19 protein-coding genes are annotated in these 23,201 nt (G+C 69.1%); 17 read left to right on the top strand and 2 right to left on the bottom strand.

Annotation, left to right across the window (positions count from 1 at the left end; translation table 11 throughout):
* The first annotated feature begins 11 nt into the window (after positions 1-11).
* The 7 genes from ACN28I_RS06410 (at position 12) to ACN28I_RS06380 (ending at position 5,876) form a co-directional block, all read left to right on the top strand.
* On the top strand, positions 12-815 hold the full coding sequence (locus tag ACN28I_RS06410) for a hypothetical protein (RefSeq protein WP_420941226.1): 804 nt from the start codon (positions 12-14) through the stop codon (positions 813-815).
* 152 nt (positions 816-967) lie between these two features.
* Positions 968-1,957 carry an ATP-binding cassette domain-containing protein gene (locus ACN28I_RS06405; protein WP_420941225.1) on the top strand — a complete coding sequence of 330 codons (990 nt, stop codon included), beginning with the start codon at positions 968-970 and terminating at the stop codon, positions 1,955-1,957.
* A 36-nt stretch (positions 1,958-1,993) separates the two neighbouring features.
* Positions 1,994-2,713, top strand: a complete 720-nt coding sequence (locus tag ACN28I_RS06400) for an ABC transporter permease subunit (RefSeq protein WP_420941224.1) — start codon at positions 1,994-1,996, stop codon at positions 2,711-2,713.
* A gap of 8 nt (positions 2,714-2,721) precedes the next feature.
* Positions 2,722-3,030, top strand: a complete 309-nt coding sequence (locus ACN28I_RS06395) for a DUF7088 domain-containing protein (protein WP_420941223.1) — start codon at positions 2,722-2,724, stop codon at positions 3,028-3,030.
* Positions 3,027-4,358, top strand: coding sequence for a GldG family protein (locus ACN28I_RS06390; protein ID WP_420941222.1), 1,332 nt, complete (start codon positions 3,027-3,029; stop codon positions 4,356-4,358). The genes ACN28I_RS06395 and ACN28I_RS06390 overlap by 4 nt, the downstream gene beginning before the upstream one ends.
* A 20-nt stretch (positions 4,359-4,378) precedes the next feature.
* Positions 4,379-4,564 (top strand): hypothetical protein, encoded by a 186-nt coding sequence (locus tag ACN28I_RS06385; RefSeq protein ID WP_420941221.1) that lies wholly within the window; start codon positions 4,379-4,381, stop codon positions 4,562-4,564.
* 13 nt (positions 4,565-4,577) lie between these two features.
* Positions 4,578-5,876 carry a DUF4340 domain-containing protein gene (locus ACN28I_RS06380; protein ID WP_420948581.1) on the top strand — a complete coding sequence of 433 codons (1,299 nt, stop codon included), beginning with the start codon at positions 4,578-4,580 and terminating at the stop codon, positions 5,874-5,876.
* 6 nt (positions 5,877-5,882) lie between these two features.
* Here ACN28I_RS06380 and ACN28I_RS06375 read toward each other — a convergent pair whose 3' ends face one another.
* Positions 5,883-8,216, bottom strand: a complete 2,334-nt coding sequence (locus tag ACN28I_RS06375) for a hypothetical protein (RefSeq protein ID WP_420941220.1) — start codon at positions 8,214-8,216, stop codon at positions 5,883-5,885.
* A gap of 133 nt (positions 8,217-8,349) precedes the next feature.
* Between ACN28I_RS06375 and ACN28I_RS06370 the strand changes: the two genes are divergently transcribed.
* On the top strand, positions 8,350-9,069 hold the full coding sequence (locus tag ACN28I_RS06370; protein ID WP_420941219.1) for a dienelactone hydrolase family protein: 720 nt from the start codon (positions 8,350-8,352) through the stop codon (positions 9,067-9,069).
* 8 nt (positions 9,070-9,077) lie between these two features.
* Here the strand turns inward: ACN28I_RS06370 and ACN28I_RS06365 are convergent, their stop codons facing one another.
* On the bottom strand, positions 9,078-9,578 hold the full coding sequence (locus tag ACN28I_RS06365) for a PaaI family thioesterase (RefSeq protein WP_420941218.1): 501 nt from the start codon (positions 9,576-9,578) through the stop codon (positions 9,078-9,080).
* 277 nt (positions 9,579-9,855) lie between these two features.
* On the opposite strand from ACN28I_RS06365, the gene ACN28I_RS06360 reads away from it, so the two are divergent.
* The 9 genes from ACN28I_RS06360 to ACN28I_RS06320 all read left to right on the top strand — a co-directional run bounded on the left by ACN28I_RS06360 (position 9,856) and on the right by ACN28I_RS06320 (position 23,183).
* Positions 9,856-12,153, top strand: coding sequence for a metallophosphoesterase (locus tag ACN28I_RS06360; RefSeq protein WP_420941217.1), 2,298 nt, complete (start codon positions 9,856-9,858; stop codon positions 12,151-12,153).
* Positions 12,154-12,293: 140 nt separating this feature from the next.
* Positions 12,294-13,331, top strand: coding sequence for a hypothetical protein (locus ACN28I_RS06355; protein ID WP_420941216.1), 1,038 nt, complete (start codon positions 12,294-12,296; stop codon positions 13,329-13,331).
* Between the two features lie 100 nt (positions 13,332-13,431).
* Entirely contained in the window at positions 13,432-14,067 is a 636-nt protein-coding gene (locus ACN28I_RS06350; RefSeq protein ID WP_420941215.1) for a hypothetical protein, read from the top strand.
* Positions 14,064-14,708 carry a hypothetical protein gene (locus ACN28I_RS06345; protein WP_420941214.1) on the top strand — a complete coding sequence of 215 codons (645 nt, stop codon included), beginning with the start codon at positions 14,064-14,066 and terminating at the stop codon, positions 14,706-14,708. Before ACN28I_RS06350 ends, ACN28I_RS06345 begins: the two co-directional genes overlap by 4 nt.
* A gap of 916 nt (positions 14,709-15,624) precedes the next feature.
* On the top strand, positions 15,625-15,795 hold the full coding sequence (locus ACN28I_RS06340) for a hypothetical protein (RefSeq protein ID WP_420941213.1): 171 nt from the start codon (positions 15,625-15,627) through the stop codon (positions 15,793-15,795).
* 48 nt (positions 15,796-15,843) lie between these two features.
* On the top strand, positions 15,844-16,788 hold the full coding sequence (locus ACN28I_RS06335; protein WP_420941212.1) for a hypothetical protein: 945 nt from the start codon (positions 15,844-15,846) through the stop codon (positions 16,786-16,788).
* Positions 16,785-17,537: a hypothetical protein gene (locus ACN28I_RS06330; protein WP_420941211.1), complete on the top strand. Its 753-nt coding sequence runs from the start codon at positions 16,785-16,787 to the stop codon at positions 17,535-17,537. The genes ACN28I_RS06335 and ACN28I_RS06330 overlap by 4 nt, the downstream gene beginning before the upstream one ends.
* Positions 17,538-17,574: 37 nt before the next feature.
* Positions 17,575-20,979, top strand: coding sequence for a CHAT domain-containing protein (locus ACN28I_RS06325; protein WP_420941210.1), 3,405 nt, complete (start codon positions 17,575-17,577; stop codon positions 20,977-20,979).
* Between the two features lie 140 nt (positions 20,980-21,119).
* Positions 21,120-23,183, top strand: coding sequence for a lipoxygenase family protein (locus ACN28I_RS06320; protein WP_420941209.1), 2,064 nt, complete (start codon positions 21,120-21,122; stop codon positions 23,181-23,183).
* The last annotated feature ends 18 nt before the right edge of the window (positions 23,184-23,201 follow it).

Raw genomic sequence — 23,201 nt, 5'->3', positions numbered from 1 at the left:
AGGGCGGTTCCATGGCGGACACGAAGCGCGAGAAGGTGCGGAAGCTGGGTCCATTCCGGCTCGGCAGGGCGCACGGGAACACAGACGAGTTGGAGTTCATGAGGCTGGGCCCGCTCTACGAGGCTCGCAACGAGCGCACGGGGGCGGCGGCGGTGGTGCTGGTACCGGGGCCGCACGTGGGCTGGAAGCCCACCGAGGATTGGACGGTGCGAGCCACCTGCAAGGCCTCCTCGTCCTACGTGGCGCTGGAGGTGGAGCAGGGGCCCCCACGGAGCCAACTGAAGGACCTGAGCAGGCTGTTGGAACTGCTCACCTCGGTCTCCTTGCGGATGAAGTACATGGAACCGGTGCAACGCCACCTGACGAGTGGAGCGAGGACACGGAAGCAAAGGGGGGAGGCGCGGAGGAGGGTGTGGCCGGTGGTGGCCTACGGGCTCGCGGTCGGCATCGCGACGCTGGTGCTCTTCCTGGGGGTGGAAGCCTGGAGGGCGAACATGGGGGCGCCGAAGGGTGCGCAGCCCGTGGCCGCCGGGGTGGCGGTGCAGGCGGTGGTGGAGAGCCAGTCGCCCACGCTGGCGGCCAAGATCAACGATGGCGCGTCGATCATCGCCTACCCCCTGCCGGACAAGCCGTTCAGCGATCAGGCGAAGGCGCCTTGTGAGGACGACGAGGTGCAAATCAAGGGGGGTTGTTGGGTGGAACTGGCCAGGCGCCCACCTTGTTCGAAGAATCAGGCGGAGTACGGAGGGAAGTGCTACCTGCCGATCTCGGCACGCTCGAGGAAGCCGCGCGAGCCGCAGTCCCTCCATCCGTGAGTCGCGTTCCACCCCAGGTGAAATCCACGGCCACCTGGGGCCGGAAATAAATCCGCACCAGGTCGAGTTGACAGGGCCGCTCGCTGTCTTAAGTGCAGACGGCGTTTGGAACAAAACCGTTCGTTTCATGGGGTGAGGTCGTGACTCAACCAATGATCCGGATCGAAGGACTGACCAAGACCTACGGGGCCACGCAGGCACTGCGAGGGGTCAGCTTCGAAGTCCCCCGAGGACAGGTGGTGGGGTTCCTCGGGCCCAATGGGGCCGGCAAATCCACCACGATGAAGATACTCGCTGGCTTCGTGACGCCCACGTCCGGCACGGCGAGTGTCAATGGCATCGACGTCTCCGTCGATCCGGTCGCGTCCCGGCGATTGATCGGGTACCTGCCGGAGAACAATCCCCTCTACGAGGAGATGATGGTCCGGGACTTCCTGGACTTCATCGCCGACGTGCGGGGCATTCCCAAGGCCCGACGCGCCGAGCGGATCCGCAGCACGGTGGAGCGCTGCGGCCTTCGCGCGGTGCTGGGCAAGGACATCCACCAGCTCTCGAAGGGCTACCGGCAACGTGTGGGCCTGGCGCAGGCCATCGTGCACGATCCGGATCTGCTCATCCTCGACGAGCCGACCACGGGTCTGGATCCCAATCAGATCGTCGAGATCCGCGGCCTCATCAAGGAGCTGGGGAAGGAGAAGACGGTCATCCTCAGCACGCACATCCTCAGCGAGGTGCAGAGTACCTGCAGCCGGGTGCTCATCATCAACGACGGACGCCTGGTCGCGGACGACGCGCCGGAGCGGCTGGGGAAGGGCGAGGGCGGCACGGTCACCGTCGTGCTCGCGTCGAGGACGGGAGCCACGCTGCACCCGGACGAGGTCCGCTCGGTGCTCGAGCGCGTGGCTGGCGTCACGGGCGTGGAGCCGGCAGAGGGGGAGGGGAGTGGGACGTTGGGCTTCCGGCTGCGGTACGGCGACGAGGACATCCGCCGTTCGCTCTTCGATGCCGCCGTGCGCCACGAGCTCTGTCTGCTCGAGGTGAAGCGGCAGCACGTCAGTCTGGAAGAGACGTTCCGCAAGCTCACCGGAGGCGAGGGGCCACGCGCCCCCCAATCCCCTCAGGTACCGCCCTTGGCGGCCTGAGCTGACTCCGAGACATCCGACATCACGAGGTAGAGAATGGGAACGACACTGGCCGTCGCCAGGCGTGAGTTCAGGAGTTTCTTCAACTCGCCCGTCGCGTACATCGTCATCGGCGTGTTCCTGGTCGTGGCGGGATGGCTGTATTTCAGTACCGTCTTCATCGCCGGACAGGCCTCGCTGCGGGCGTTCTTCAGCATCGCCCCGGTGCTGTTCGTCGTCTTCGCTCCGGCGGTGACGATGCGGCTGCTGGCCGAGGAGCGCAAGAGCGGCACGCTGGAGCTGCTGCTCAGCATGCCCCTGCGGGACTGGGAGGTGGTGGCGGGCAAGTTCCTCGCGGCGCTGGGGATGGTCGCGGTGGGCCTGCTGTGGACGCTGCCCTATCCGCTCACCGTGGCGGGCCTCACCGCCGAGGGCGCCCGGTTCGACTGGGGCCCGGTGGTGATGGGCTACCTGGGGCTGTTGCTCATGGCCTCCAGCTTCCTGTCCCTCGGGCTCTGGGCGAGCGCCCTCAGCCGCAACCAGATCGTCGGCTTCATCATCGGTCTGTTGCTGTGCTTCGCCTTCTACTTCATCGACAAGTTCGCGATGGTGCTGCCCGAGTCGATCGGTGAGCTGCTCCAGTACCTCTCGGCCGACTACCACTTCGCGAACATCGCGCGCGGCGTGCTGGATACGCGTGATCTCCTTTTCTACCTGTCGCTCACGGCCGTGGGACTCGCGCTGACCACGCGCACCCTGGGCAACGTCCGTCAGTGAGGTCGACGATGAAACCCGGTTCCTCCAACGCGAACATCTTCCTCGCGGCGGCCATTGGCTGCCTGGTGTTGATCAACATCCTCGGTCTGCGCACGTTCGGCCGCTTCGATGCGACCCGTGACGGGCTCTACACGCTGGCGCAGGCCTCAAAAGACACGATGGCGGGGCTCGAGGATCCCGTCACCGTCACGGCGTACTTCACCGAGGAGCTTCCGCCTCCCTACTCGAGCAACGCGCGCTATGTGCGCGACCTGCTCGAGGAAGCCTCCGGGCCGCCTCCAAGGGCCGGCTCTCCTTCGAGTTCCTGGACCCCATGAGCCAGGAGACCGCCGAGGACCAGGAGACCAAGCGGGAGACGAAGCGCGACATCTTCGGCCGGGTCTTCCGCGAGCCGACCTCGGTGGAGCGCGAGCTGGCGCAGGTGGGCGTCCAGCCCGTGGAGATCCGCGTCATCGAGGATGATCAGATGCAGACGAAGCGCGCCTACATGGGCATCGTCATCAAGCATCAGGAGAAGAAGGAGGTCATCCCCGTCGTCCAGGACATCCGGACGCTCGAGTACGACCTGACGTCGCTGGTGCGCAAGCTGACGCGCCCGAAGACGCCGGTGCTCGGGGTGGTGCAGGGGCATGACGCGCCCGCGCTCCACGAGAAGCTCACGCGGCTGCAGACGTTGCTCAGCCAGATGTACGAGGTCCGCCCGGTGGACCTGTCCGGCAAGGAGCGCGTGGACGCGGACGTGGACGCGCTGCTCGTCATCGGCCCGAAGACGGCGTTCCAGAAGAACGAGCTGAAGGCCATCGATCAGTTCGTGATGGAGGGCCGGAGCGTGGCGTTCTTCCTCGACTCCGTCCAGGTGGACCTGAAGACCTTCGAGCCGAGCGAAGCCACGCATGGGCTCGGGCCCCTGCTGGAGACGTGGGGCATCACGGTCGGGGAGCGGCTGGTGGCGGATGTCGAGTCGGCCCAGCTCAGCGTCCAGGAGCGCCGCGGCTTCATGGTCGTCTCGATGCCGGTGCAGTACCCGTTCATCCCGCTGCTCGAGCGGCTCGAGGGCGACAGCCCCGTCACCGAGGGCCTCTCGGGGGTCTCCCTGCCGTTCAGCACGGCCGTCACCGCCACCGCGCCCGAGGGGGCCCAGGTGACGGTGCTCGCGAAGTCCTCGCGGAAGAGCTGGCTGGAGAGCAAGCCCTACAACATCGATCCGCGGCGCGACTGGCGCTCGGAGACGATCACCCCGGACGGTCCGCACCCGCTCATGGTGCAGGTGAGCGGGAAGCTGAAGAGCCACTTCGCCGCTGAGGCGCAGGCCAGCACCGCCAGCGGTACGCCCGTGCTCGCGGAGAGCAAGGGAGAGCCGCGGGTCATCGTGGCGGGCGGCTCGGCGGCGCTGTGGGACGACTTCATGGGCCGGCCGAACCAGGCGCTGCTCCTGAACGTCGCGGACTGGTTGCTGCTGGATCCCGCGCTCCTGGCGATGCGCACCCGCGGCCTCGCCGAGGCGCCGCTCCAGCCCGAGCTGAGCGCCACGACGCGCAACGCGGTCAAGTTCGGCAATGCCTTCGGGATTCCCTTCGCGCTCGCCGCCTTCGGGCTCGTCCGCTGGCGGATGCGGGAGTCGCGCCGGGCCACTGTCACCGTCTGAAGCAAAGCGGAGGAAGATCCATGAAGAGAGGAACGCTCATCGCCCTTGGCGCGTTCGCCGTGCTGCTCGTGCTGGTGCTCGCCACCCGGGAGCGGCAGGTCAGCGTGGGGGTCCGCAAGCTGGAACTGCCGAAGTTGGACAAGGCCCAGGTCACGGCGCTGGAGGCTCACGGGGGCCCGCAGTGCCTCCCTCCGCAAGGAGGGTGAGGGTTGGATCGTGATGGACCCGGGCAAGCCGGACACGAAGTACGCCGCGGACGAGCGCCTGGTGACCGGCGTGCTCGAGGCGCTCGGGGAGGTGAAGAACCCGGACTTCGTCACCGACCGGGCCGAGCGGCTGGCGGAGTACGAGCTGGATGATGCGAAGGGGTTGAAGCTCGAGGTCACCCAGGGCGGTGGTCCGGCCGTGAAGCTGGTGCTCGGGAAGACGGCCAGGAACGGCGGGGTGTACCTCCGTCAGGTGGGCAGCAACGACGTCTTCGCGCACCGGGGCCGGTTGGACTGGACCGTGCGCAAGGAGCTCAAGGACTGGCGCAAGCGTCAGCTCCTGTCGCTGAAGACGGAGGACCTCTCCCAGCTCGTCCTCCGTTCGAAGGACGGAGGGAGTGTAACGGTGAAGGCTGGAGCGAACCCGGGCGAGTGGAGCCTCGCGGAGGGGACGCAGACGCCCGCGGGCTTCCGGTTCAGCTCGCAGACGGCCCAACAGCTCGCGCAGCAGTTGGCGAGCCTGTCCGCGCAGGACTTCCTCGAGGGTGAGGCCGCGGCGGATGCGGTCACGGGGCTCGCCGAGGCGCACGACAGCGTGGAGGCGCACCTGAAGGACGGCAAGAAGGTGGTGGTGCACCTGGGCCGGCAGCCCGAGGCGAAGGACGGTTCGGCCACCGTCGCGGCCCGCGTCGAGGGAGACGCGCAGGTGTATCAGCTCCCGCGGTACACCGCCTCGCAGCTTCGCAAGCGCCTCGTGGACTTCCGGGACATGAGCCTCCTCGGTTTCGAGCCGGCGAAGGTGACGAAGCTGAAGGTCCAGGCCGGAGGCAGGACGGCCGTGGTGGTGAAGGAAGGGGAGGGGTGGAAGCTCACCGAACCGGGAAAGCTCCCGGACGGCTTCGAGTTCGACCCCTCGCAGGTGGACGTGCAGCTCGCCTGGCTGCGGAGCCTTCGCGGAACCCGTCTCGTCGAGGGCCCGCTCACGGATGGGCAGGCGGGGCTCGCGTCGCCGGCCGCGCTCGTGGAGGTGACCGTGGAGGGCGCGCCCGTGCAGACGCTGCGGCTGGGCAAGGAGGCACCGGGCGCGGCGAACGGCGGGAAGGAGCTGTTCGCCCGGAGCACGCTCGACACGCTCACCCACGCCGTGGACGAGGGCGCGCGCACCCGGCTGGCCCAGGGCGTCGAGCTCTTCAAGCGCCACCCTCGGCCTGGCTTCGCCGGGGGCGGGCAGATGCAGGGCCTCGAGTCGCTCCCGCCCGACGTGAGGCGGCAGTTGGAGGCCCAGTTGCGCGCGAACGCTGGAAACCGTTGAGCCGGTTCAGAGGTTCATGCCGATGTTTCCCAGCGAGATGCTGGGCCCGAAGATGAGGGCCCAGCGGCCTACCTCCCTGCCGGGTGAGCCATCCACGGGCTTGGTGAAGTAGGCCTCGCGGAACTCGTAGGCCCCCCAGATGTGGATGCTCAAGGCGGCCTGTCCACCCGCCGGACCGCCACCCAGGGGGACGCGGATGCCCAGTCCCGCGACGGCCGCCAGTGTGGGGGGATAGTCGTTCAGCAGGCCTCCCGTCTGCACGAGCCCCACGCCCATCAGCCCCAGCTCCAGGCCGAACAGCCCCTCCTTGCCGTGCTCGTCCAACAGCGTGAGCCGTGACAGCAGGCCGAAGTTCAGCGTGAGCTGCCCCGTCGGTTGATTCAGCCGGTAGAGGCCACTGGGGATGGTGGCGGTGGCGTACAGGCGCAGCCGCGAGCCCTCGACCGTCGCCGCCCACTGCACCGAGGGCAGGCTGGCCCGGGACGAGGGCGCCGCCAGCAGGTAGCGCGACTCGTCCACCACGTGGCTGACGCGCACGACGATGCGGTCGAACTGCTCGAGCACGTTCTTGAGCCAGAACGTCCGCGGCTCGCCGCCGGGCTGGAGCACCATGCGCTCGTTCACCCGCGCCGCCTCGCGTACCACCCCATTGGCGCTGGTGACGTCCACCTCGAGGATGATCTCCTGCAGGCCATCCTCGGGCCGCAGCCGCTCCCGGTGGATGGCGATCCGGCAACTGTCGCGCGCATCGAAGGGGATACGCGTCGGCTGGCCGGGCAGGATGCGCTGGGACTTCCCCTCCCGATCGGCGCACAGGAACTCGACGAGCGGCTCCTCGGACAGCGCCGACGCGCCGAGCGGCGCGGGCACCGAGGCCTCCCGCAGGGCGCGCTGGGTCCGCTCTTGCACGACGGCGAGGTCCACCGAGCGCAACGCCTGGGGCAACCCCTCGACGCGATAGCCGAAACGCAGCGGGACGAAGCCGCTGCTGTTCTCATCGCCTCGCACCCGGAAGCGCCCCTGCTCCATCCGCACCGAGTAGGCCCCCACGACGGGCAGTGGCACGAGCCTCGCGGCCTCGGCCGGAGACGCCACCGAGAGGCTCGCCTCCCGGTTGGTGGGGATGAAGTCGATCTTCCCGAAACCGGGAAGCTCGAGGCTCGCGCGCGGCTGGGGCACCGGGAGGGTGTCCGCCGAGGTGGTGGCGATCACCGTCGGATCCACCTCGGAGCGGGTGGCCGTGAGGGTCAGCCGGTCCGCGCCCAGGCGCCCCACCCGCAGCAGCACGAAGGCCACCTCCTCCTCCCGCACCACCTGGACCACCTCGGCGGGCTCGCCGTTGGCGCGCCAGCGGAAGGAGCGCACCCCTTGTGCGCAGCGCGGGTCCACCCGCACCACCACCCGCACGTCCTCCGCGCCTCTCAGCGGTGGCCCCGATGCGAGCTCCACCGGGCAGTGCAGCAGTTGCAGCACCGCGGAGGCGGTGCTCTCGAGCGCCTCGCCTCGCGAGACGAACACCCGGGGCACCAGGCGCACCCGGAGGCCCAGGCTCGTGGGGAGACCCGGCACGGCGCGCACGAAGACGCCGTCCTCGCTCAGCTCGCAGCGGGCGGGGCTACAGTCGACGGCCGCGATGGCCTCGGGGTGCGGCAGCGCCAGACGCCCCTCTCCGGCGGACAGGTCCAGGGCGAGCACCCCCGGCAGGACCGAGGCCAGGACGACGCGGCTCGGGCGCAACCGCAGCTCCGCGGGCTCGAGCCGCCGGCCCGAGGCATCGAAGGTGAGCACGCCGTCCCCGAAGCGCGCTCCCGCCGGGAGCAGGAAGAGCGGCACGTCCGCCGGCACGCCGCGACGCACCGGCAACACGCACGTTTGCGGAAGCTCCGAGGGCCCGGCGTCGAGGCAGGTCTCGTGCTCCAGGCGCCCGTCGCGAGAGGCGCCCGGCCAGAACACCTGGGCTCCCGTCAGCCCCCGCCCGCGCAGCTCGAGCCGCCCCTCGTCCGCGGCCAGCAGCACGCTCGCCGGATCCGCCTCGGGGAACGCCCCTGTCGCCACGAGCGTGATCGTCTCCGGAGGGCTGGTGCATTCGCTCGCGGTGGGCGCCACCTGGAGCACCCCCGGCTGGCCCACGCGGCCACCGCGGGACGAGGGCGGGCGAACGGAGCGTGAATCCTCGCTCACGGTCCAGCCCTCCGTCGCGGGGCCGCAGGCGACCCGGCCGGGAAGGGGCAGGGGCTGGCCCCCGAGGGGCGCTTGCACGACGGTGGCTTGCGCCCAGGCCGCGCCTCCGGCCAGCGACCACACGACGAGCAGCGCCACCCACCTTCTCTGCCTCTTCATGTTCTCTCCACCCCTCGGGCAAGCGAGCCGAGCATCGATAGGAAGGATGCGCGAGGTTCCCATGAGCCGTTGACAGGACACGGGCCTTTCTGCTTGTGACAAACCATCAACGCGAGGGCAAGGGAGCAAGGCGATGAGCGCAAGGGGCGAGTGGGTCGAGCTGGGCGACGGGCTGCGGGGTTATTACGCACGGCCCGAAGGGGCGGGGCCGTTTCCGTGCGTCGTGATCTACATCGAGGCCTATGGCCTCAACGATCATTTCAAGCGGTTGACGGAGCGCTTCGCCGACGCGGGTTTCGCCACGGTGACGCCCGACATCTACGGCGGCGCCGTCTACGCGTACTCCGATCTGCCCAACGCCATCGCACACCTGAAGCGGCTGGACGACGCCACCGTCATGGCGCAGACGGAGAGGACGCTCGACTTCCTGGCGGCCCGGGAGGAGACCGACTGGACCTCGGTCGCGGTGATCGGCTTCTGCATGGGGGGCCGGTATGCGTTCCTCGCGAACGCCACGCTGCCGTCGCGGTTCAAGGCGGCCTCCGCGTTCTATGGCGGCGGCATCGGCCCGGAGGCGGACGCCTTCGGCCGCAAGACCCTGCTGGATCGCGTGGGGGACATGCAGGCCCCGATACAACTCTGGTACGGCACGGAGGATCAGTTCATCCGGCCGGAGGAACATGGCCGCATCGCCGAGGCGTTGAGCAGGGCGGGCAGACAATACACCCTGACGGTGTTCGCCGGGGTGACCCACGGTTTCTTCTGCGAGGACCGGGAGAGCTACCACAAGGACACCGCGCGGCGGGCGTGGCGTGCCACCACGTCGTTCTTCCACGAGTACCTGGAGGCCTGACGGCGCCGTCAGCTTTCTTGCGTCGTGCCGTGCGCCGCCGCGGTCAGTTGCGCGGCATCGACGCGGACGAAGATCGAATCGCCCATCGCCGTCAGCACCTCGCCGGCATGGACCTCGCAGAGGATCCGGGTCTTGCGGCCGACTTCGCCCTCGACCCGCGCACGAAGGGTGAGGGGCACCCCCATGGGCGTGGGTTTGATGTACTTGACGCCGAGGTGGCCAGTGACGCACTCGATGCGCGGCAGACTGCCGGGTTGGCGGCCCTCGGCGCGGTAGTGGTGGGCCATGGCGGTCCAGTTCGAGTGGCAGTCGACCAGCATGGCGATCAAGCCGCCGTACACCAACCCGGGCCACCCGGTGTACCTGTCGTCGGGGGTGTGCGTGGCCAGGACGTGGATGCCGTCCTCATGCCAGTAGCTCTTGATGTGCAGACCGTGCGGATTGTTGCCGCCACAGCCGTAGCAGATGCCTTCTGGCGCGACGATTTCTTGCAGAGCTGCGGTATCCATGGCGGTTCCCTCGTCCGGAGCGGAATTCACGATGGCATGGCCGGAAGGCCTGGGGCCATCCAGCGGAGCCCTCCGCCACCACTTTCCGTGACACGCCCCTCCCGGTGAGCTGAGCGCTTCATTGGCGGAATGGGGAGCGAGCCCGCTCATGCCCCACGCTTTCCCGCGCGGGTGGTGATTACCAAAACCATGGTGATGGCTCCAACTCCACTGGGCTCCAGGAGCGTGCAGGTTGGCCGCAGGAGCAGCAAGCGGCCTTTGCATCGGGAAACAGGTCATGGCATCGGCACGCACCCTTACGTGGCTGCATCTCTCGGATGTGCATTTCAAGGCCGACGAGCACTGGGAGCAGAGCATTGTCTTGAATGCCCTCAAGCGCGATGTCCTCTCGGCACTCGAGAGCAGTGGCCTCCTGCCGGATATCGTATTCGTGACAGGAGACATCGCGCACAGCGGCGCGCGAGAAGAGTACGCGCAGGCGCACCGCTTCTTCGAGGAGGTGGCACGAATCACCCGGACCGATCCACACACCCAATGGTTCCTCGTCCCTGGCAACCATGATGTGAGCCGGAGTCTGGTCAAGAGTTTCGCGAAGCAGAGCGCGCTCGGGCTGCAGCATGGCTCCGATGTGAGCGACATCCTGAGGGACGCGGATTGCCGGAGGCTCTTCACCGTCCGCCAGCGGGACTTCTTCCAATTCACCTCGGAATTCCTCGGCCCCTCTCGCGCATGGACGGACGAGGAGCCGTGGAAGGTCGAGGTCCGCACCCTCCACGAACTCAAGCTGGCGGTTCTCGGCCTCAACAGCGCATGGGCGTCCGAAGGCGGCAACGAGGATCAGGGCCGCATCCTCCTCGGAGAATACCAGGTCCACAAGGCGCTCCTCGATGCCGAGGGTCATGGGCCGGACCTGAAGATCGCGCTCGTGCACCACCCGCTCGACTGGCTTCGTGGCTTCGACCAGGAGCGTGTCAAGGCGCGCCTGCTGGGACCCGGCGGTGCGCACTTCCTGCTGCGCGGACACCTGCACATGGGGCAGCTTTCGAGACAGACCACCCCCGATGCCCAGTGTATCGAATTCGCCGCGGGGGCCTGCTGGCAGGACGCGAAGTATCCACATGGCGTGATGGCTGTTCGCGTCGATGTGGAGGCGGGGCTCGGAGAGGCGCATCTCTGGCGGTACTCGAGCGAGGGCCGTGGCTTCTGGAAGCGCGACAACTTCCTCTATGAAAACCTGCACGAGGGCCAATGGTCCTTCCCTCTGCCCGAGCAGTGGGGGTTCGGACCCAGAATCAGTTCCCCGCTTCCCAATACGTCCCAGCAAACCGCCGGCGTGAACCTCCAGATCGTGTGGGATCGCGCGAGCTATCGTCACGGGGCCGACGTGTGTAGAGCCCTCGTCTCCCTCTCCCTCGACCCGCAGGCACTCGCTTCACGGAACGAGCACGAGCCCCGGCCGATCAGGACTCCCGTGCACCACCTGCTGGTCCTCGATGTCTCCGGCTCGATGGACAGATCCGACAAATATCCCGTCTTGCTCGAAGCCGTTGATCTCTACCTCCGCATCGTGTCCGACGACGATCTGGTGACGCTGATCCCGTTCTCATCGGAATCCGATGCGCTAGTGAGCGCGATGCCCGTGGGACACGTTCGTGCACGCTACCCCTCCATCGGTGCGCTGCTGACCAGCTGGCCACACCGGCTCCGAGGTACGAGCATGGCCCCGGGGCTGGAGCGGGCGCTCTCGCACGCCATCGGCGCGCGGCGCCGGGGTTTCGCGGGCGTGGAGCGATTGAGCTGCCTCACCGACGGCCACATCCACGACTACCTGGCGTGCCAACTCATCGCCCGGCACCTTCGTGAACTCGGGGCGGGAATGAGCGTCTTCGGATTCGGAGCTGATTTCGATGCGGCGGGAGCCGAAGCGCTCGTCGAAGCTGTAGGAGGCACCGTCCGATACGTGCCGACTGGCGGCCACGAGTTGCAGGAGTACTTCGGCCACATGGCGCGAACGAGTCAGCGCATCGTGCTGCGGAACGCCGAATTGTCGATCGAGGTTGCGCCGAATGTGACGTGTTTCGATGTCTTCGCATGCCGGCCTCACGAACGGCACGTGGGCAACTTCGCCGACCAGCCGAGCCCCGTGGTGACCCAGCATTTCGGCGCCATGGAGTATTCGAAGACGTACATCCTGCTCGTGGAGCTCCGGTCCTGGCAGAAGCTGTCCGAGGTCGGGAAGGTCCACTTCTCCGCGGAGGGACCGAACGGGCAGATTCACGTGTCGCAGTCCCTCCGGCCCGTATTCGACGCGCACTCCGCGCCACAGGATCCACTGGTTCGAACGATGGCCGTGTCTCTGGGCGCGCTCGTCAGGGATGATCGCGAGACACAGATCGCGGCATTGAAGGCCCGCATCGTGCTCTACAAGCGTGAGGGACGTCCGCCACAACATGTGGCCTCGTTGGAGAGGCAACTGGCGGTGCTCCAGAGAGGAGGCTCCGTCCAGGAACTCTCGGAGGATGACCTTCACTTCGCCAGAGCAGATGCCGCGACGCGGACAGGAATGGGGAGCTGAATCCAATGAGGCGCACTGTCATGGCGGATGATTCCAAACGCTGGCTGAACTCCGCCATGGTGGACAGGCTCCGGAAGTTGAACCCCCCAGCCGGTGACGGCAGATCATTCGATCGGATTGTCGTGCCAAAGGACCTCGCGATGCTGGTCTCGCCCGGGGAGCTCGCGCAGATTCTTCGTGAGGTGGAGCGTCAGCGGTGGGACGGCGAGCGCTCGCAGGAGATTCCGGAGCTTCTCGCGCTTCGGATGGCGGCAAGTGGCCGGCACGCGCTACTGGACCACGTGCGCAGGATCGGCTCCTTCGAGCTGGGCAAGCACTATCGAGTGCTGCGCCTCTTCGACTTTGGCGCCGAAAGCCTGGTGTTCCTCGGAGAGAATCGGGATAGCGGGGAGACGGTCATCGTCAAGGTGCCATTCGTCGATTACACGGACCTCGCGCATCTCGACGTCGGGCAACTCCTGCGCCGGCGGCACCGGCTCGTCCACGAGGCCGAGCTGTTGCGTGTACTCGAAAGCACGGCGCTCCCCTCGTTCGTGGGGGAGTACACGGGCTGCAATCCGATGTTTCCGGCGGGGCTGCCTCCGTTCCTCCGGACCCAAGAGCAATTCCTCGTCATGGAGTACATCCAGGGCACCCGGCTCGATGCGCTGGCTCGCGAGCTTCATCAGCAGGAGCGCGGTTGCTGCACGATGCGCCTCGCCGTTCAGTTCTCGGTCGTGTTCCTGCGTCTGGCCGCTGAAATCGGGCGCCGCCTGGGCCCCATGGCGGCCTACACGGACATCAAGCCGGAGAACGCGCTCATCCAGGGCACGGACATCCGGATCGTCGACGCGGCGAGCATCGCCCGGGAGCCCGCGCCGGGCGTTCCCCTGGCCGTGAGCGAGCTGTACCTGGAGCCCGTCGACCTCGTGCATTCCCGCGAGGGCACGCTCGTACCGGACACCGCCTTCACCCTCCGCTCCCTGAGCCGATGCATGCGGCTGCTCGTCTCGAACGCACCGATGTTCGTGGGGCAGGCGGCACCTGACTGGCCGCCGTTCGCGGCCTGGACACTCGGGCCGAGCATCGACTCGCTGCTGGCCCGCTCCCGCGTGACATCAGAGGAGGCCGCCACGGCGCTCCAGGAGGCACTCGAACAGCTCCAGTGTGCGCATGGGAATGGGCCGTTCCTGGCGTAGCCCTTGGAGGTGCCGGGCGCGAAGGGGCTCGACAACCGCCGCCGGCTGGGGTTCTCTTCTCCCGCGTCCGCGGCGTTGCCCCCCGAGGACCGCCTCCTCCATGCGTTGGATCGCGCTCCTCTTCCTGCTCTGCTCTACCGCGGCCTTGGCTGCTCCCGAGGGTTCCTCCCGCGGAACCTCCCGCAAGAAGCCGAAGGCTCCTCCGCGGGAGGTGCGCCCCGAGCCCCCGCCCACGAAGCCCGCGGAGGAGATGCGCTACTCCCTCGCGCTCGCGGGTGGCGGGTTCCACGGCGGTGACTTCAACCGCGGCCCCCAGGGCTCGGCTCAGCTCACCCTGACGCCGCCCGGCTGGGGCCGCTTCTCCCTCGACGTGGAGCTCGGCTGGCGGCTGGCGCGCTTCCGCACCGGAGCGGGCGTCTCCGCCATGCACTCCGTCCCACTCCTCGCGGTCGGGCGGATGAATCTCGTGCGGATGAAACACCTCGGCCTGGACGTGCGCGCCGGCGTGGGACCGCTCCTGGCGCTGCACCACCTCTCGAGCGACTTCTCCGCGAGCTCCGTGCGCTCGTCGCTCGGCTGGGAGCTGCTCGCGGGGGTCCAGCTTCGCTTCCCGCTGGGGGCGATCGAGCCCTTCCTCGACGGGCGGGTGGGGCTCGGCGAGGCGTACATCCCCTTCGTCGTCGGACGCGCGACGGGTGTGCAGGGGCTCCTCGGTGTGAGGTATCTGCTGCCATGAAGAAGCTCGTCTCCCTCGCCGCGCTCCTCCTGCTCCCGGCCTGCCAGGAATGGCCGGAGCCGGTCATCCGCTCGGTCTCCCCGTCGCAGATGCGCGCGAGCGAGGCCACGGCGCTCGCCCTCGACACCGAGCTGCACCTGCCCACGACGGTCGACTACGGCAAGGGGACCCTCGACGTGGATACCCGGGTGTCGGTGCGCATCGGGACGCTCGAGGTGCCCACGCTCGCGCTCTCGCCCGAGGGCATCTCCACCCTCGTTCCATCGGTGCTCGCGCCCGGCAGCTACGACGTGACGGTGACCCTCGGGGACGGCCGCACCGCCGTGCGCCGGGGCGGCCTCACCGTCGTCGAGGGGGAGTGGCCGGAGGGCTACAGCATCGACCCCATCGGCCCGCAGCAGCGCCTGGTGCCCTTCACGCTGACGGTGCGCGCGACTGGCGCCGGCGCGGCGGCGTTTCGCGGCAACGTGCGGCTGGAGACAGGGGCCGGCGGCAGCATCGGCCCGCGCGTGAGCGAGCCCTTCGTGGACGGGGTGCTCACGCAGCAGGTCGTGGTCGACTCCGTCCAGTCGGACGTGGTCATCCGCGTCACCGACATCGCCGGCCATGTGGCCACGTCGAACACGTTCTTGCTGCGGTGACGAGGTGGAGAGGAGCGGGAGATGCGGGGAGAAAAGAGGCTGGTGAGGTGGAGGGTTCGAGCCCTCCTGCTCACGCTGGTGCTGGCCGGGTGTGCTTCGAAGCTGGCCTGGCGGGTTCCGCTGGCGGACGTGCCCCCGGAGTTACAGGGGACAGCGCCCGAGCAGGCCGTCACCCTCTTGCCGCTCGGCGGTCCTCTTCAGAGCGAGAACGCCGAGCTCTCTGGCCTCGCCTGGTACGGGGAGCACCTCGTCATGCTGCCGCAGTATCCCGGCTGGCGGAGCGACAGCACTCCCTGCCTCTACACGGTGTCGAAGGCAGAGATCCTCGCGCGGCTCGAGAACACGGCGTCAGGGCCTCTCGAGCCCCGCTGCATTCCGTTCGACAGCGGGGGCCTCGAGAAGCGCATCCCGGGCTTCGAAGGCTATGAGGCCATCGGATTCCTTGGGGACCAGGCCTATCTGTCCGTGGAGACCCGCCAGGGCACGGGAAAGGGCTTCCTGGTGACCGGCCGCATCGCGCCGGATCTGAGCGGGCTGAAGCTCGAGGTCTCACCTCAGGCCTCGCTTTCACTGCCCGGCAAGGTGTCGAACGCGGGCTTCGAGACATTGGTGGTGGGTGGGGAGCGCCTGCTCGCCTTGTACGAGGCCAACGGGGTCCGCGTGAATCAGGCCCCCGCCGCCGAGAGCTTCGATCGATCGCTCACCCCGTCCGGCAAGCTCACGCTCCCATCGATCGAATACCGCCTCACCGATGCCACCTCCCTGGACTCCGCGGGCCGCTTCTGGGTGATGAACTACAGCTTTCCGGGGACCTCGCACGCCTACGATCCGGCGCCGGATCCCCTCATGGCCCGGTACGGCACCGGGCCCACCCATGCCCAGAAGCCGCAGGTGGAACGGCTCATCGAGCTTCCAGGTGCAGCCCACCGGAATCGTGCTCACGGATCGGCCTCCTCTCCAGTTGCAGCTCTCCGGCGAGGCGCCACGCAACTGGGAGGGATTGGTGCGGCTGGAGGAGCGGGGCTTCCTGCTCGTGACCGACAAGTTTCCGGGGACCCTGCTCGGCTTCGTTCCGGGCCCGCCCTGAGCGACAGCCTCGTTTTCTTTTCCACCGCACTCCTGCCAGACTGCGCGTGTGGCGGAGAACTCGTCGGAGAGCAGGTGGAAGGATCGGCTGGAGCTCGCGGCCCAGGTCGCCCTCGTCATCGCCGTGGGGGGCTACCTCTCGCACCGCGCGCACCTCAACAGGCTGGGCGTTCCCCTCGGCACGCCCCTGAGCTTCGAGCGCTACCTGGCCGAAGCCGCCTACGTGGTGAGCGACAGTCTGGAGGTGCTGCTCCGGACTGCGCTGGTACCGCTCGTGCTGCTGCTGTTGGGCTCGGCGGCCGTCGCGTTCCTCGCGAGCCGCAAGCGATTGCCGCAGCCGCCCGTCTGGCTTCGCCGCTGGAAACCGCAGCACCTCGAGCTCGTGCTGCCATTGGCCCTGTTGCTGGGCCTCATCGTCCTCCTGCAAAACCTCTTCATGCCCCCCGAGCTGCCCTTCGGCGTCGTGGTGGGGCCCTTGAGCGTCAAGAGCCTCGAGGCTCCGGGGCCGGCGGAGGCGCGGTTGCTCTACGGTGTGGCGATGCTGGTGTGGCTGCTCTGCATGGGGGCCATCTCCGTGCTGGCTCCGCCGGGGAAGCGCGGCGGCCTCGCCGGGCTGGCCTGGTTCGGATGCCGCGGGGTGCTGCTGCTGGGAGCCGTCACGCTCTTCATGCACTACGGGGTGACGGTCCATGAGAGCACCTATCCCTTCGTCGAGGTTCGCCACGCGAAGGAGCCGGAGGACTCGTCCGGAATCGGGCTCACCTCGGGGGCCCTCGTCGTCGAGTCCGCGGAGGCCTTGATCGTCTGGAACGCCCAGCAGGGGACCGGCACCCTCACGTCCATTCCTCGCGACGCGGTGCTGTCCATCCGCATCAAGCCGGGTGTTGATGTCCTGGCCGTGGCGCGCGAGGAGGCGGTCCGGGGCGCGAAGGTCCCCACGGCTCCGAGCGTACAACCCTCCGCGGTCATCTCTTCCCCGGCAGGTGGTCCATGAAACGCGACGTGCTGCGAACCGGTCTCTGTGTGGGAACCGTGCTGTTCACCTTCCACGCCCTGGCGGCGGGTCCGAGCCTCTTCGAGCGGCTCGGAAAGCTGCTCGGGCTGGACAAGACTTCGGTGGCCCGGGTGTCCAAGCCTCGCGGCGCCGATGCCGCCTCCTGTTCCCGGCCCAGGGAGGGCACGGTCCTGTTGAAGCAGGACTGCGCCGCCGGGACCGAGTCCGTGCTCTGGCGTTGTGACGGGTGCTGGTCTCCCGTCCAGGCCGGTGACGCGGGGGTCGCTGTCATCCGCGCGGATGGCCTCTGGCTGGTGGGTGCTCCGGACAAGGCCCGCCGGCTCGTGGAGGGGCAGGGTTTCATCTCCCTGCTCGGGTTCTCGGCGGAGGGTGGGGGGACCCTCACGGTCCTGCGCGAGCGCCCGGAGGGGGGCATCCCGCTTCTCGGGCGCGTCGAGGTGGCGAACGGCACGTTCTCCGAGGCGCCCCTGCAGCCCGCGACCCGGGAGGAGGGGAACGGGTTGCGCAACGTCCAGCCCGCCGCCCTCCAGGACACGCGGCTGCTGAGCACCGTCGAGAAAGGCCGGGGCCGGTGCGGTCCCCGGGAGGTGCGCGTCGAGAAGAACCGGGGACAGGCGAAGACGCTGCTCTGTGAATCCCAGCCCGCGCCCGACAGTGGCACCTGGGATCGCTTCGATCCGGCCTGGTCCGGCGAGGGCGCCGTCTACGTGGCGCGGCCGGTCGACTGAAAGTGGGCTGAAAGCGGGCTTCATCCGGGGGGAAGACATGCGCTTGGGTTTCCTGGCCGTCTCGTTGATGGCCCTGCTCTCATTCGAGAGCCGGGCGGAGCAGGGCACTCCCGCGACCTGGGCATCCACCTGGCTGCCCCAGACGTCGTGGCATCCGGCCGCCGCGGAGGGGAGTCCGGACGCCGCGGAGCTGATGCGGCGGGGCCGGTTCGCGGAGGCCCTCCAGCGCCTCTCCGCGGCGGCTCCACCGCCAGCGTCCCCCGAGCACCTGCGCCATCTCCTCTCCGTGCGGCTCCTGGTGTCGCGGCAGCACTCCTTTCCCGGTGCTGGCATCTGGCTCACGGGTGACGTGCTGACGTTGCGGCCGGAGGTGCTCTTCCTCCTGGAGCACTCCTTCGACACGAGCATCTCCGCTCGGTTCGAGCAGCTCCCCGAAGCCTCACGCGGGCGCGCATCGCCGGATCTCCGGTTCGAACGCGCGTTCACCCGGCTCCTCAACATGCGCTCGGTCATGCGGGCCCAGCGCATCTTCTCGGACCTTCCGTTCTCCAGCTCGAACCGGCTGCGCGTCGACATCCTGGGCATGGCCCCGGCGCCAACATCACCGGGTCTGGATGGCTGGGATGCCCTGCTCCGGGCGCGTCTCGAAGGGGAGCTGTTCTGGGCACAGGGAGCGATTCCAGACGCCCTGCGCACCCTGTTGGCGGGAGAGCAGCTCGCGCTCTCCTCCGGTGCGCTCTGTGCGGCCGGGGAGCTGGCCATGCTCCAGGGCGATGTGCGGGCGGCTCCCTTCGGACCGGTGGAGACGCAGGGCCTGGACCCGTACAGCAGTGGCTTCACGATGGGCCTCCTGCGGATGCGCTTCCTTCCGCCGCATCTCCAGGCGCTGCCCGCCGAGCTGCTCGTCTCGGCGCGAGGGGATTACGGCCGGGCCCGGGGCCATTTCAACCGGGGCCGCTGCCCTCGTACCGAGGGACTGCTCGCGCTCCGGGGGGCCTATCTGGCCTGGCGGGGCCGGGAGCCTGCCGCCCTCCAGAAATACCTGCGGGCCGCCGAGCTCGCCGGGCGCGAGGGCCTGGAGCGTGAGGCCGCGCTCGCCCGGATCGCCGCGTCGGTGATCGATGGTGACGGGGTGCGGCTCTCGAAAACGATCGCCCTCGCCGCCCAGAACGGGGATCCGGGGCTCGTCCTGGCCGCGGCCCATCTGGTGCGGGTCCGCGCGGGGGAGCGCTGGTTGATCCAACGGGATTGGCAGGGGGCCCTCCAACTGGTGGATGCCATGGGCAAGGCCGCCGAGGAGATCGGGCTGAAACAGACGGCCGCCGACATGTTCCAGCTCGAGGGAGAGATGCTCCTGGAGCTCGGGCGCTCGGATGTGGCCGTCTCCCTGCTGCGGAAGATCGTGGCGCTGCGTTCGGAGCACCTCCAGGCCGTCCAGGACGCGGCCTCGCGGCTCGCGGGTGCCGACGCGCTCCCGAAGAGCTTCGCGCAAACGATGAACTCCGAGCGCTTCTCCGTCTTCGATGCCCAGGCGCAGCTCATGCTGACGTATGGGCGGATGGCCATCGACGAGGGAAATCCCCGATGGCTCCGGCTCTTCAAGGAGGCGAGGGCGGAGCTGGAGCCCCTCTTGAAGCTCGCGAAGGAGCAGGGCTTCACGGCGGAGCACGACTTCACCGCCACCGAGGTGGCCCTGTCCATCCGCGAGGCGCTGGGCGCGAGCCGAGGCTCCGAGGAGCGCACCGCGAGCTTCGAGCGGGCCCGGAGCCTCGCTCGCGGCATGGGAGAGCCCCTCGCCCTCATCCAGGTGGATGCCATCGAAGGGGATGACGTGCCCGAGGCCCGGGCCCGCGCCCGCGAGGGCTTGAGAGCGGCCGCGCCGGTCGCGCGGGTGGCGGACACGCTCCGGGCGATGCACCAGCCGCCCACCATGCAGGATGCCCTGGAAGTCGCACGCGCCATCGCCGCGCTCGATCGGCACCTGGACCTCGTGGAGCGGGCCGGTGCGGAGGAGCTGCTCGCCTCGTGGGCGGAGGAGCTGCGCCCGCTGGTGCGCGAGCCCGGGGTGGTGCCCGAGCTCGAGAACGTGGTCTCCTATCTGGAGTCGCTCCTGTTCCAGCGAGAGGGCCGGCTCCCGGAAGCCCGGGCCCTCCTGGAGCGGCTGTTGGCTCCCGCGCGGGGGCTCGATCCCGGGCTGAGAGTCCAGGCCACCGAGCTGCTCATCGAGGTCCTCGCGGGGCAGGGCGAGGCCGAGCGGAGCCTCCTGCTCCACGAGTCCTTCCTGGTGGAGCAGGCGGGTCTCCAGTCGCTGCGCAATGGGAACGGCAGCGAGGCGACCCGCGCCTTCGCGGAGCGGCTGGCCCTGGAGCGGCTGGCGGTCATGGGCAGCCTGACGTCAGCGGAGCAGGAACGTCTGGAGCGGCTGCGCGCGCGCACGGGCCCCTTCCTCCCCGGGTTTCCTCCTCCCACGCTGGCCTCCCTGCGGCGCGGGCTCCAGGCGTTGGGCAGGACGCGCGTCTTCATCGGCCTGCGGCCCCTGCGGCATGCCATCGTTCTCTGGACCTGCTCGGAGCGCGAGGGGCTGAAGGTCCAGCTCTTGAATGCGCCCTTGCGCCCGACGGTGCGGATGGCCGACGAGCTGGTCCAGCTCCTCTCGCATCAGCTCGACGGCTGGGAGCCGCTCGCGGCGGAGCTGCGGGCGCGATTGCTGGCACCCGTGGGAAGTCTGCCCGAGGGCGCCACGCTGGTGGTGATGGCGCCCGGCGCGCTGGGCCGCATCCCCTTCGAGAGCCTCGGCGGGACACATCCCATCATCTACACCGATCGCATCACGGAGCTCCCCGGGCGCAAGCCCACGAAGGCGCGCGGAGGCTCCACGCTGGTGGTGGGGGTCAACGGTGAGCAGTTGCTCTTCGCGGAAGACGAGGCCCAGGCCGTCGCCGGCGCGCTCCACACGCGGGCGATTCTGGGCGACGAGGCCACGGAGGAGTCGATCACCTCCTCCCTGGCCTCGGCACGTTACGTCCACATCGCCACGCATGGCTCACTCGACACGGACAACCCCTTCCGCTCCTTCGTGGAGCTGGCGGGGGGACGGCGGCTGGAGGCCTGGAAGCTGCTCCAGCGCACCACGCGCGCCGAGCTGGTGGTGCTGAGCGCATGTGAGACGGGGCTGGGTCTCGATGCCACCCGGGAGAGCGAGACCGCGAGCCTGGGGGCCACGGCCCATAGCGCCGGGGCCCGGTGGGTCATCTCCAGCCGGTGGAAGGTGGACGATCAGGCGACGGCGGAGATGTTCGTGAAGTTCTACGAGGAGCTTCCACGCCAGGGCATCGCCGAGGCCCTGCGGCGGGCCCGGAGCATCCAGGCCGGCTGGCACCCGCGCTACCGCGATGCCTTCGCGCTCTCCGTGCGATCCGTGAGCGCCTTGGCCTCGCCCTGAGTCGCCGGAGATGGCTCCGTGGCCGAGGAGCCAGTCGCCCGCGAGGCCCTGGGTCTGGTACCTTTCCCGTGGCATGAGCCCCGGCCGTCGCGTCACCTCCAACGACGGCGGTCCCGAGGTGCTCTCTGGGAGTCGGGGTCATGAGTACCACGCTGCACCGCTTGATGTCGGCTCTGGGCCTCGAGGAGCGAGCTGCCGAGCCCGAGCTCCTCGAGCCCGCTGAACTGGCCAGTTGGTACGCGAGCCTGGGCCCCGACGAGCGCGTTGCCGTCACTCGCGAGCTGGCCTCGCGTGTCCGCGCACCCCGGACCCGCCGGGACCCCGCAACCCTGCCGGCCGTCGCCACCGGACGGCTGGTGTTCGAGCAGGACGGCCCCCAGGGTTCCCTCCCTCTGCACCACCTCAAGGTCGAGCTGTGGGACCGGGATCCCGGCGCTCCGGACGACTTCCTGGGCGAAGGCTTCACGGACAGCGAGGGGTACTTCGCCATTCGCTACGATCCCGCCGATGCGGGGATCGGGGATCTGCCGGACCTGGAGCTTTGCTTCTTCGAGCCCCAGCACACCTTCCGCAAGGATGGGCGGGTGGTGGAGAGCTGGCGGCGCATCGGCTCGCAGCGGGGCCCCGATGATCACGGTGGGCTGCACTACGACTTCGGCACCATCCGGCTGCCCTACTGGGAATACGATCCGACGACCCCCCTGGCCCGGCTGTTCGTCACCGAGGAGGGCACTCCGCCGACGGCCTACGCCCCGGGGCGCTCCCTGGCGATGCTGAAGGCGGTGTCCCCCGTCGAGCTCGTCAAGCGCCAGCACCTGCTGCAGATCCGCCTCGGACACGTCCCCAGTGTGACCCGCCTGCAGGCCGACTACCCCGAGTCGATGACCCTCCGCATGGAGCGGGAGGCGCCGGGTTCCTCCCGCAGCGACGCCTTCTTCGGTGAACGCCTGCTCAACGGCATGTTCGCGACGGTCATGGACCGGGATCCCGAGGTGCCTGGTGATCCGAATGCCTTCCGGCTCTATTTCCCCTGGAATGCCTACGAGCAGGACGGCCTCCACTGCCTGCCCGATGTCGATGTGCGGCTGCGCCTGGTGGACGGCCGGGTGCTGCCCGTGCGCATCCTCCTGGGGATGCGGGAGCCGGGAGCGACGGCGCCGGGCTCACCGGTCACACGCCGGACCTTCACGCCGGAGGATGGCGCCGAGTGGGAGGCCGCCAAGCGCATCGCCCGGGTGAGCGCGACGCTGGACACCGAACTGGGCAACCACCTGGGGCAGTGCCACTTCAACGTCGAGCAGTACGCCATCGCCGCGCATCGGAACCTGCGGCGCAACCCCCTCCGCTGGCTGCTGCTGCCCCACCTGAGGGAGGTGGTGCTGATCAACCACTCGGCCAGCGGGTTCCTGGTGGGACCGGACGGCTACATCACCCGCGCGAGTGCGTTGACGGAGCGGAGCGTCGACGCGCGGCTGTTGCATCTGATGGGCAGCTACGACTGGAAGGGGTTCGCGCCCGCGGCACCGGTGTGCGAGGGGCACCGCTACGCCCGTGCCGCGCAGCTATTCTGGCGGTTGCTCGGGGAGCACGTGGACGCCTTCTTCGCCGAGCACGGTGCCGCGGTGGAGGCCGAGTGGAAGGAGGTGCGGCGTTTCTCGGACGACCTCGTGGCCCACGCGGTGCCCGCCTTCGTGTGCCGCTATCTGCGGGCACGGGTCGCGGGGAAGGAGGCTCCGTGGTTCGTGCGCTCCGAGCGCATGGACCTGGACGTGAAGGCCGCCGAGCCGCCGCCGCGGGCCGTCAGCGCGGTGACCCACACCGAGGTACCCCAGCCCGGAGAGCTGGACGCGCTCAAGCAGCTGTGCCGCTACGTCATCTTCTTCGCGACCTTCCGGCACGCCTGGGCCAACAACCTCCAGTGGGAAGACGCCGGCGAGGTCCTGTACTCGAGCCTGGGGCTGCGCTGGGGGAAGGGCGGGGTGCTGGTGGCCGAGGACGACCCGGACGTCGCCCCGCCGCCGGAGGAGGCCACCGAGATGCTGTGGATCTCCTGGATGCTGTCCAAGACGAACTACGGCTTCATCCTGGCCAACGAGGAGGATGACGTGCATCCCCGGCTCGTGGAGCTGCTCCGCGCCCACTCCGCCGAGTTCGCCGCGTTGGGCCTGGACGTCAGGACGATCAGCTCCCGCATCAACATCTGAGCGGGCCACCCCTCGCCA

Origin of the sequence: Archangium gephyra, assembly GCF_049060025.1 — a bacterium.
Lineage (GTDB): Bacteria > Myxococcota > Myxococcia > Myxococcales > Myxococcaceae > Archangium > Archangium gephyra_A.
Note: the sequence above shows the minus strand (reverse complement) of the source record. Positions and strands in the feature narration are given on the sequence as shown.

Coding starts and splice junctions, on each gene's coding strand:
- ACN28I_RS06410 (WP_420941226.1), top strand. CDS start 12: ATGGCGGACACGAAGCGCGAGAAGGTGCGGAAGCTGGGTCCATTCCGG.
- ACN28I_RS06405 (WP_420941225.1), top strand. CDS start 968: ATGATCCGGATCGAAGGACTGACCAAGACCTACGGGGCCACGCAGGCA.
- ACN28I_RS06400 (WP_420941224.1), top strand. CDS start 1,994: ATGGGAACGACACTGGCCGTCGCCAGGCGTGAGTTCAGGAGTTTCTTC.
- ACN28I_RS06395 (WP_420941223.1), top strand. CDS start 2,722: ATGAAACCCGGTTCCTCCAACGCGAACATCTTCCTCGCGGCGGCCATT.
- ACN28I_RS06390 (WP_420941222.1), top strand. CDS start 3,027: ATGAGCCAGGAGACCGCCGAGGACCAGGAGACCAAGCGGGAGACGAAG.
- ACN28I_RS06385 (WP_420941221.1), top strand. CDS start 4,379: ATGAAGAGAGGAACGCTCATCGCCCTTGGCGCGTTCGCCGTGCTGCTC.
- ACN28I_RS06380 (WP_420948581.1), top strand. CDS start 4,578: ATGGACCCGGGCAAGCCGGACACGAAGTACGCCGCGGACGAGCGCCTG.
- ACN28I_RS06375 (WP_420941220.1), bottom strand. CDS start 8,216: ATGAAGAGGCAGAGAAGGTGGGTGGCGCTGCTCGTCGTGTGGTCGCTG.
- ACN28I_RS06370 (WP_420941219.1), top strand. CDS start 8,350: ATGAGCGCAAGGGGCGAGTGGGTCGAGCTGGGCGACGGGCTGCGGGGT.
- ACN28I_RS06365 (WP_420941218.1), bottom strand. CDS start 9,578: ATGGATACCGCAGCTCTGCAAGAAATCGTCGCGCCAGAAGGCATCTGC.
- ACN28I_RS06360 (WP_420941217.1), top strand. CDS start 9,856: ATGGCATCGGCACGCACCCTTACGTGGCTGCATCTCTCGGATGTGCAT.
- ACN28I_RS06355 (WP_420941216.1), top strand. CDS start 12,294: ATGCTGGTCTCGCCCGGGGAGCTCGCGCAGATTCTTCGTGAGGTGGAG.
- ACN28I_RS06350 (WP_420941215.1), top strand. CDS start 13,432: ATGCGTTGGATCGCGCTCCTCTTCCTGCTCTGCTCTACCGCGGCCTTG.
- ACN28I_RS06345 (WP_420941214.1), top strand. CDS start 14,064: ATGAAGAAGCTCGTCTCCCTCGCCGCGCTCCTCCTGCTCCCGGCCTGC.
- ACN28I_RS06330 (WP_420941211.1), top strand. CDS start 16,785: ATGAAACGCGACGTGCTGCGAACCGGTCTCTGTGTGGGAACCGTGCTG.
- ACN28I_RS06325 (WP_420941210.1), top strand. CDS start 17,575: ATGCGCTTGGGTTTCCTGGCCGTCTCGTTGATGGCCCTGCTCTCATTC.
- ACN28I_RS06320 (WP_420941209.1), top strand. CDS start 21,120: ATGAGTACCACGCTGCACCGCTTGATGTCGGCTCTGGGCCTCGAGGAG.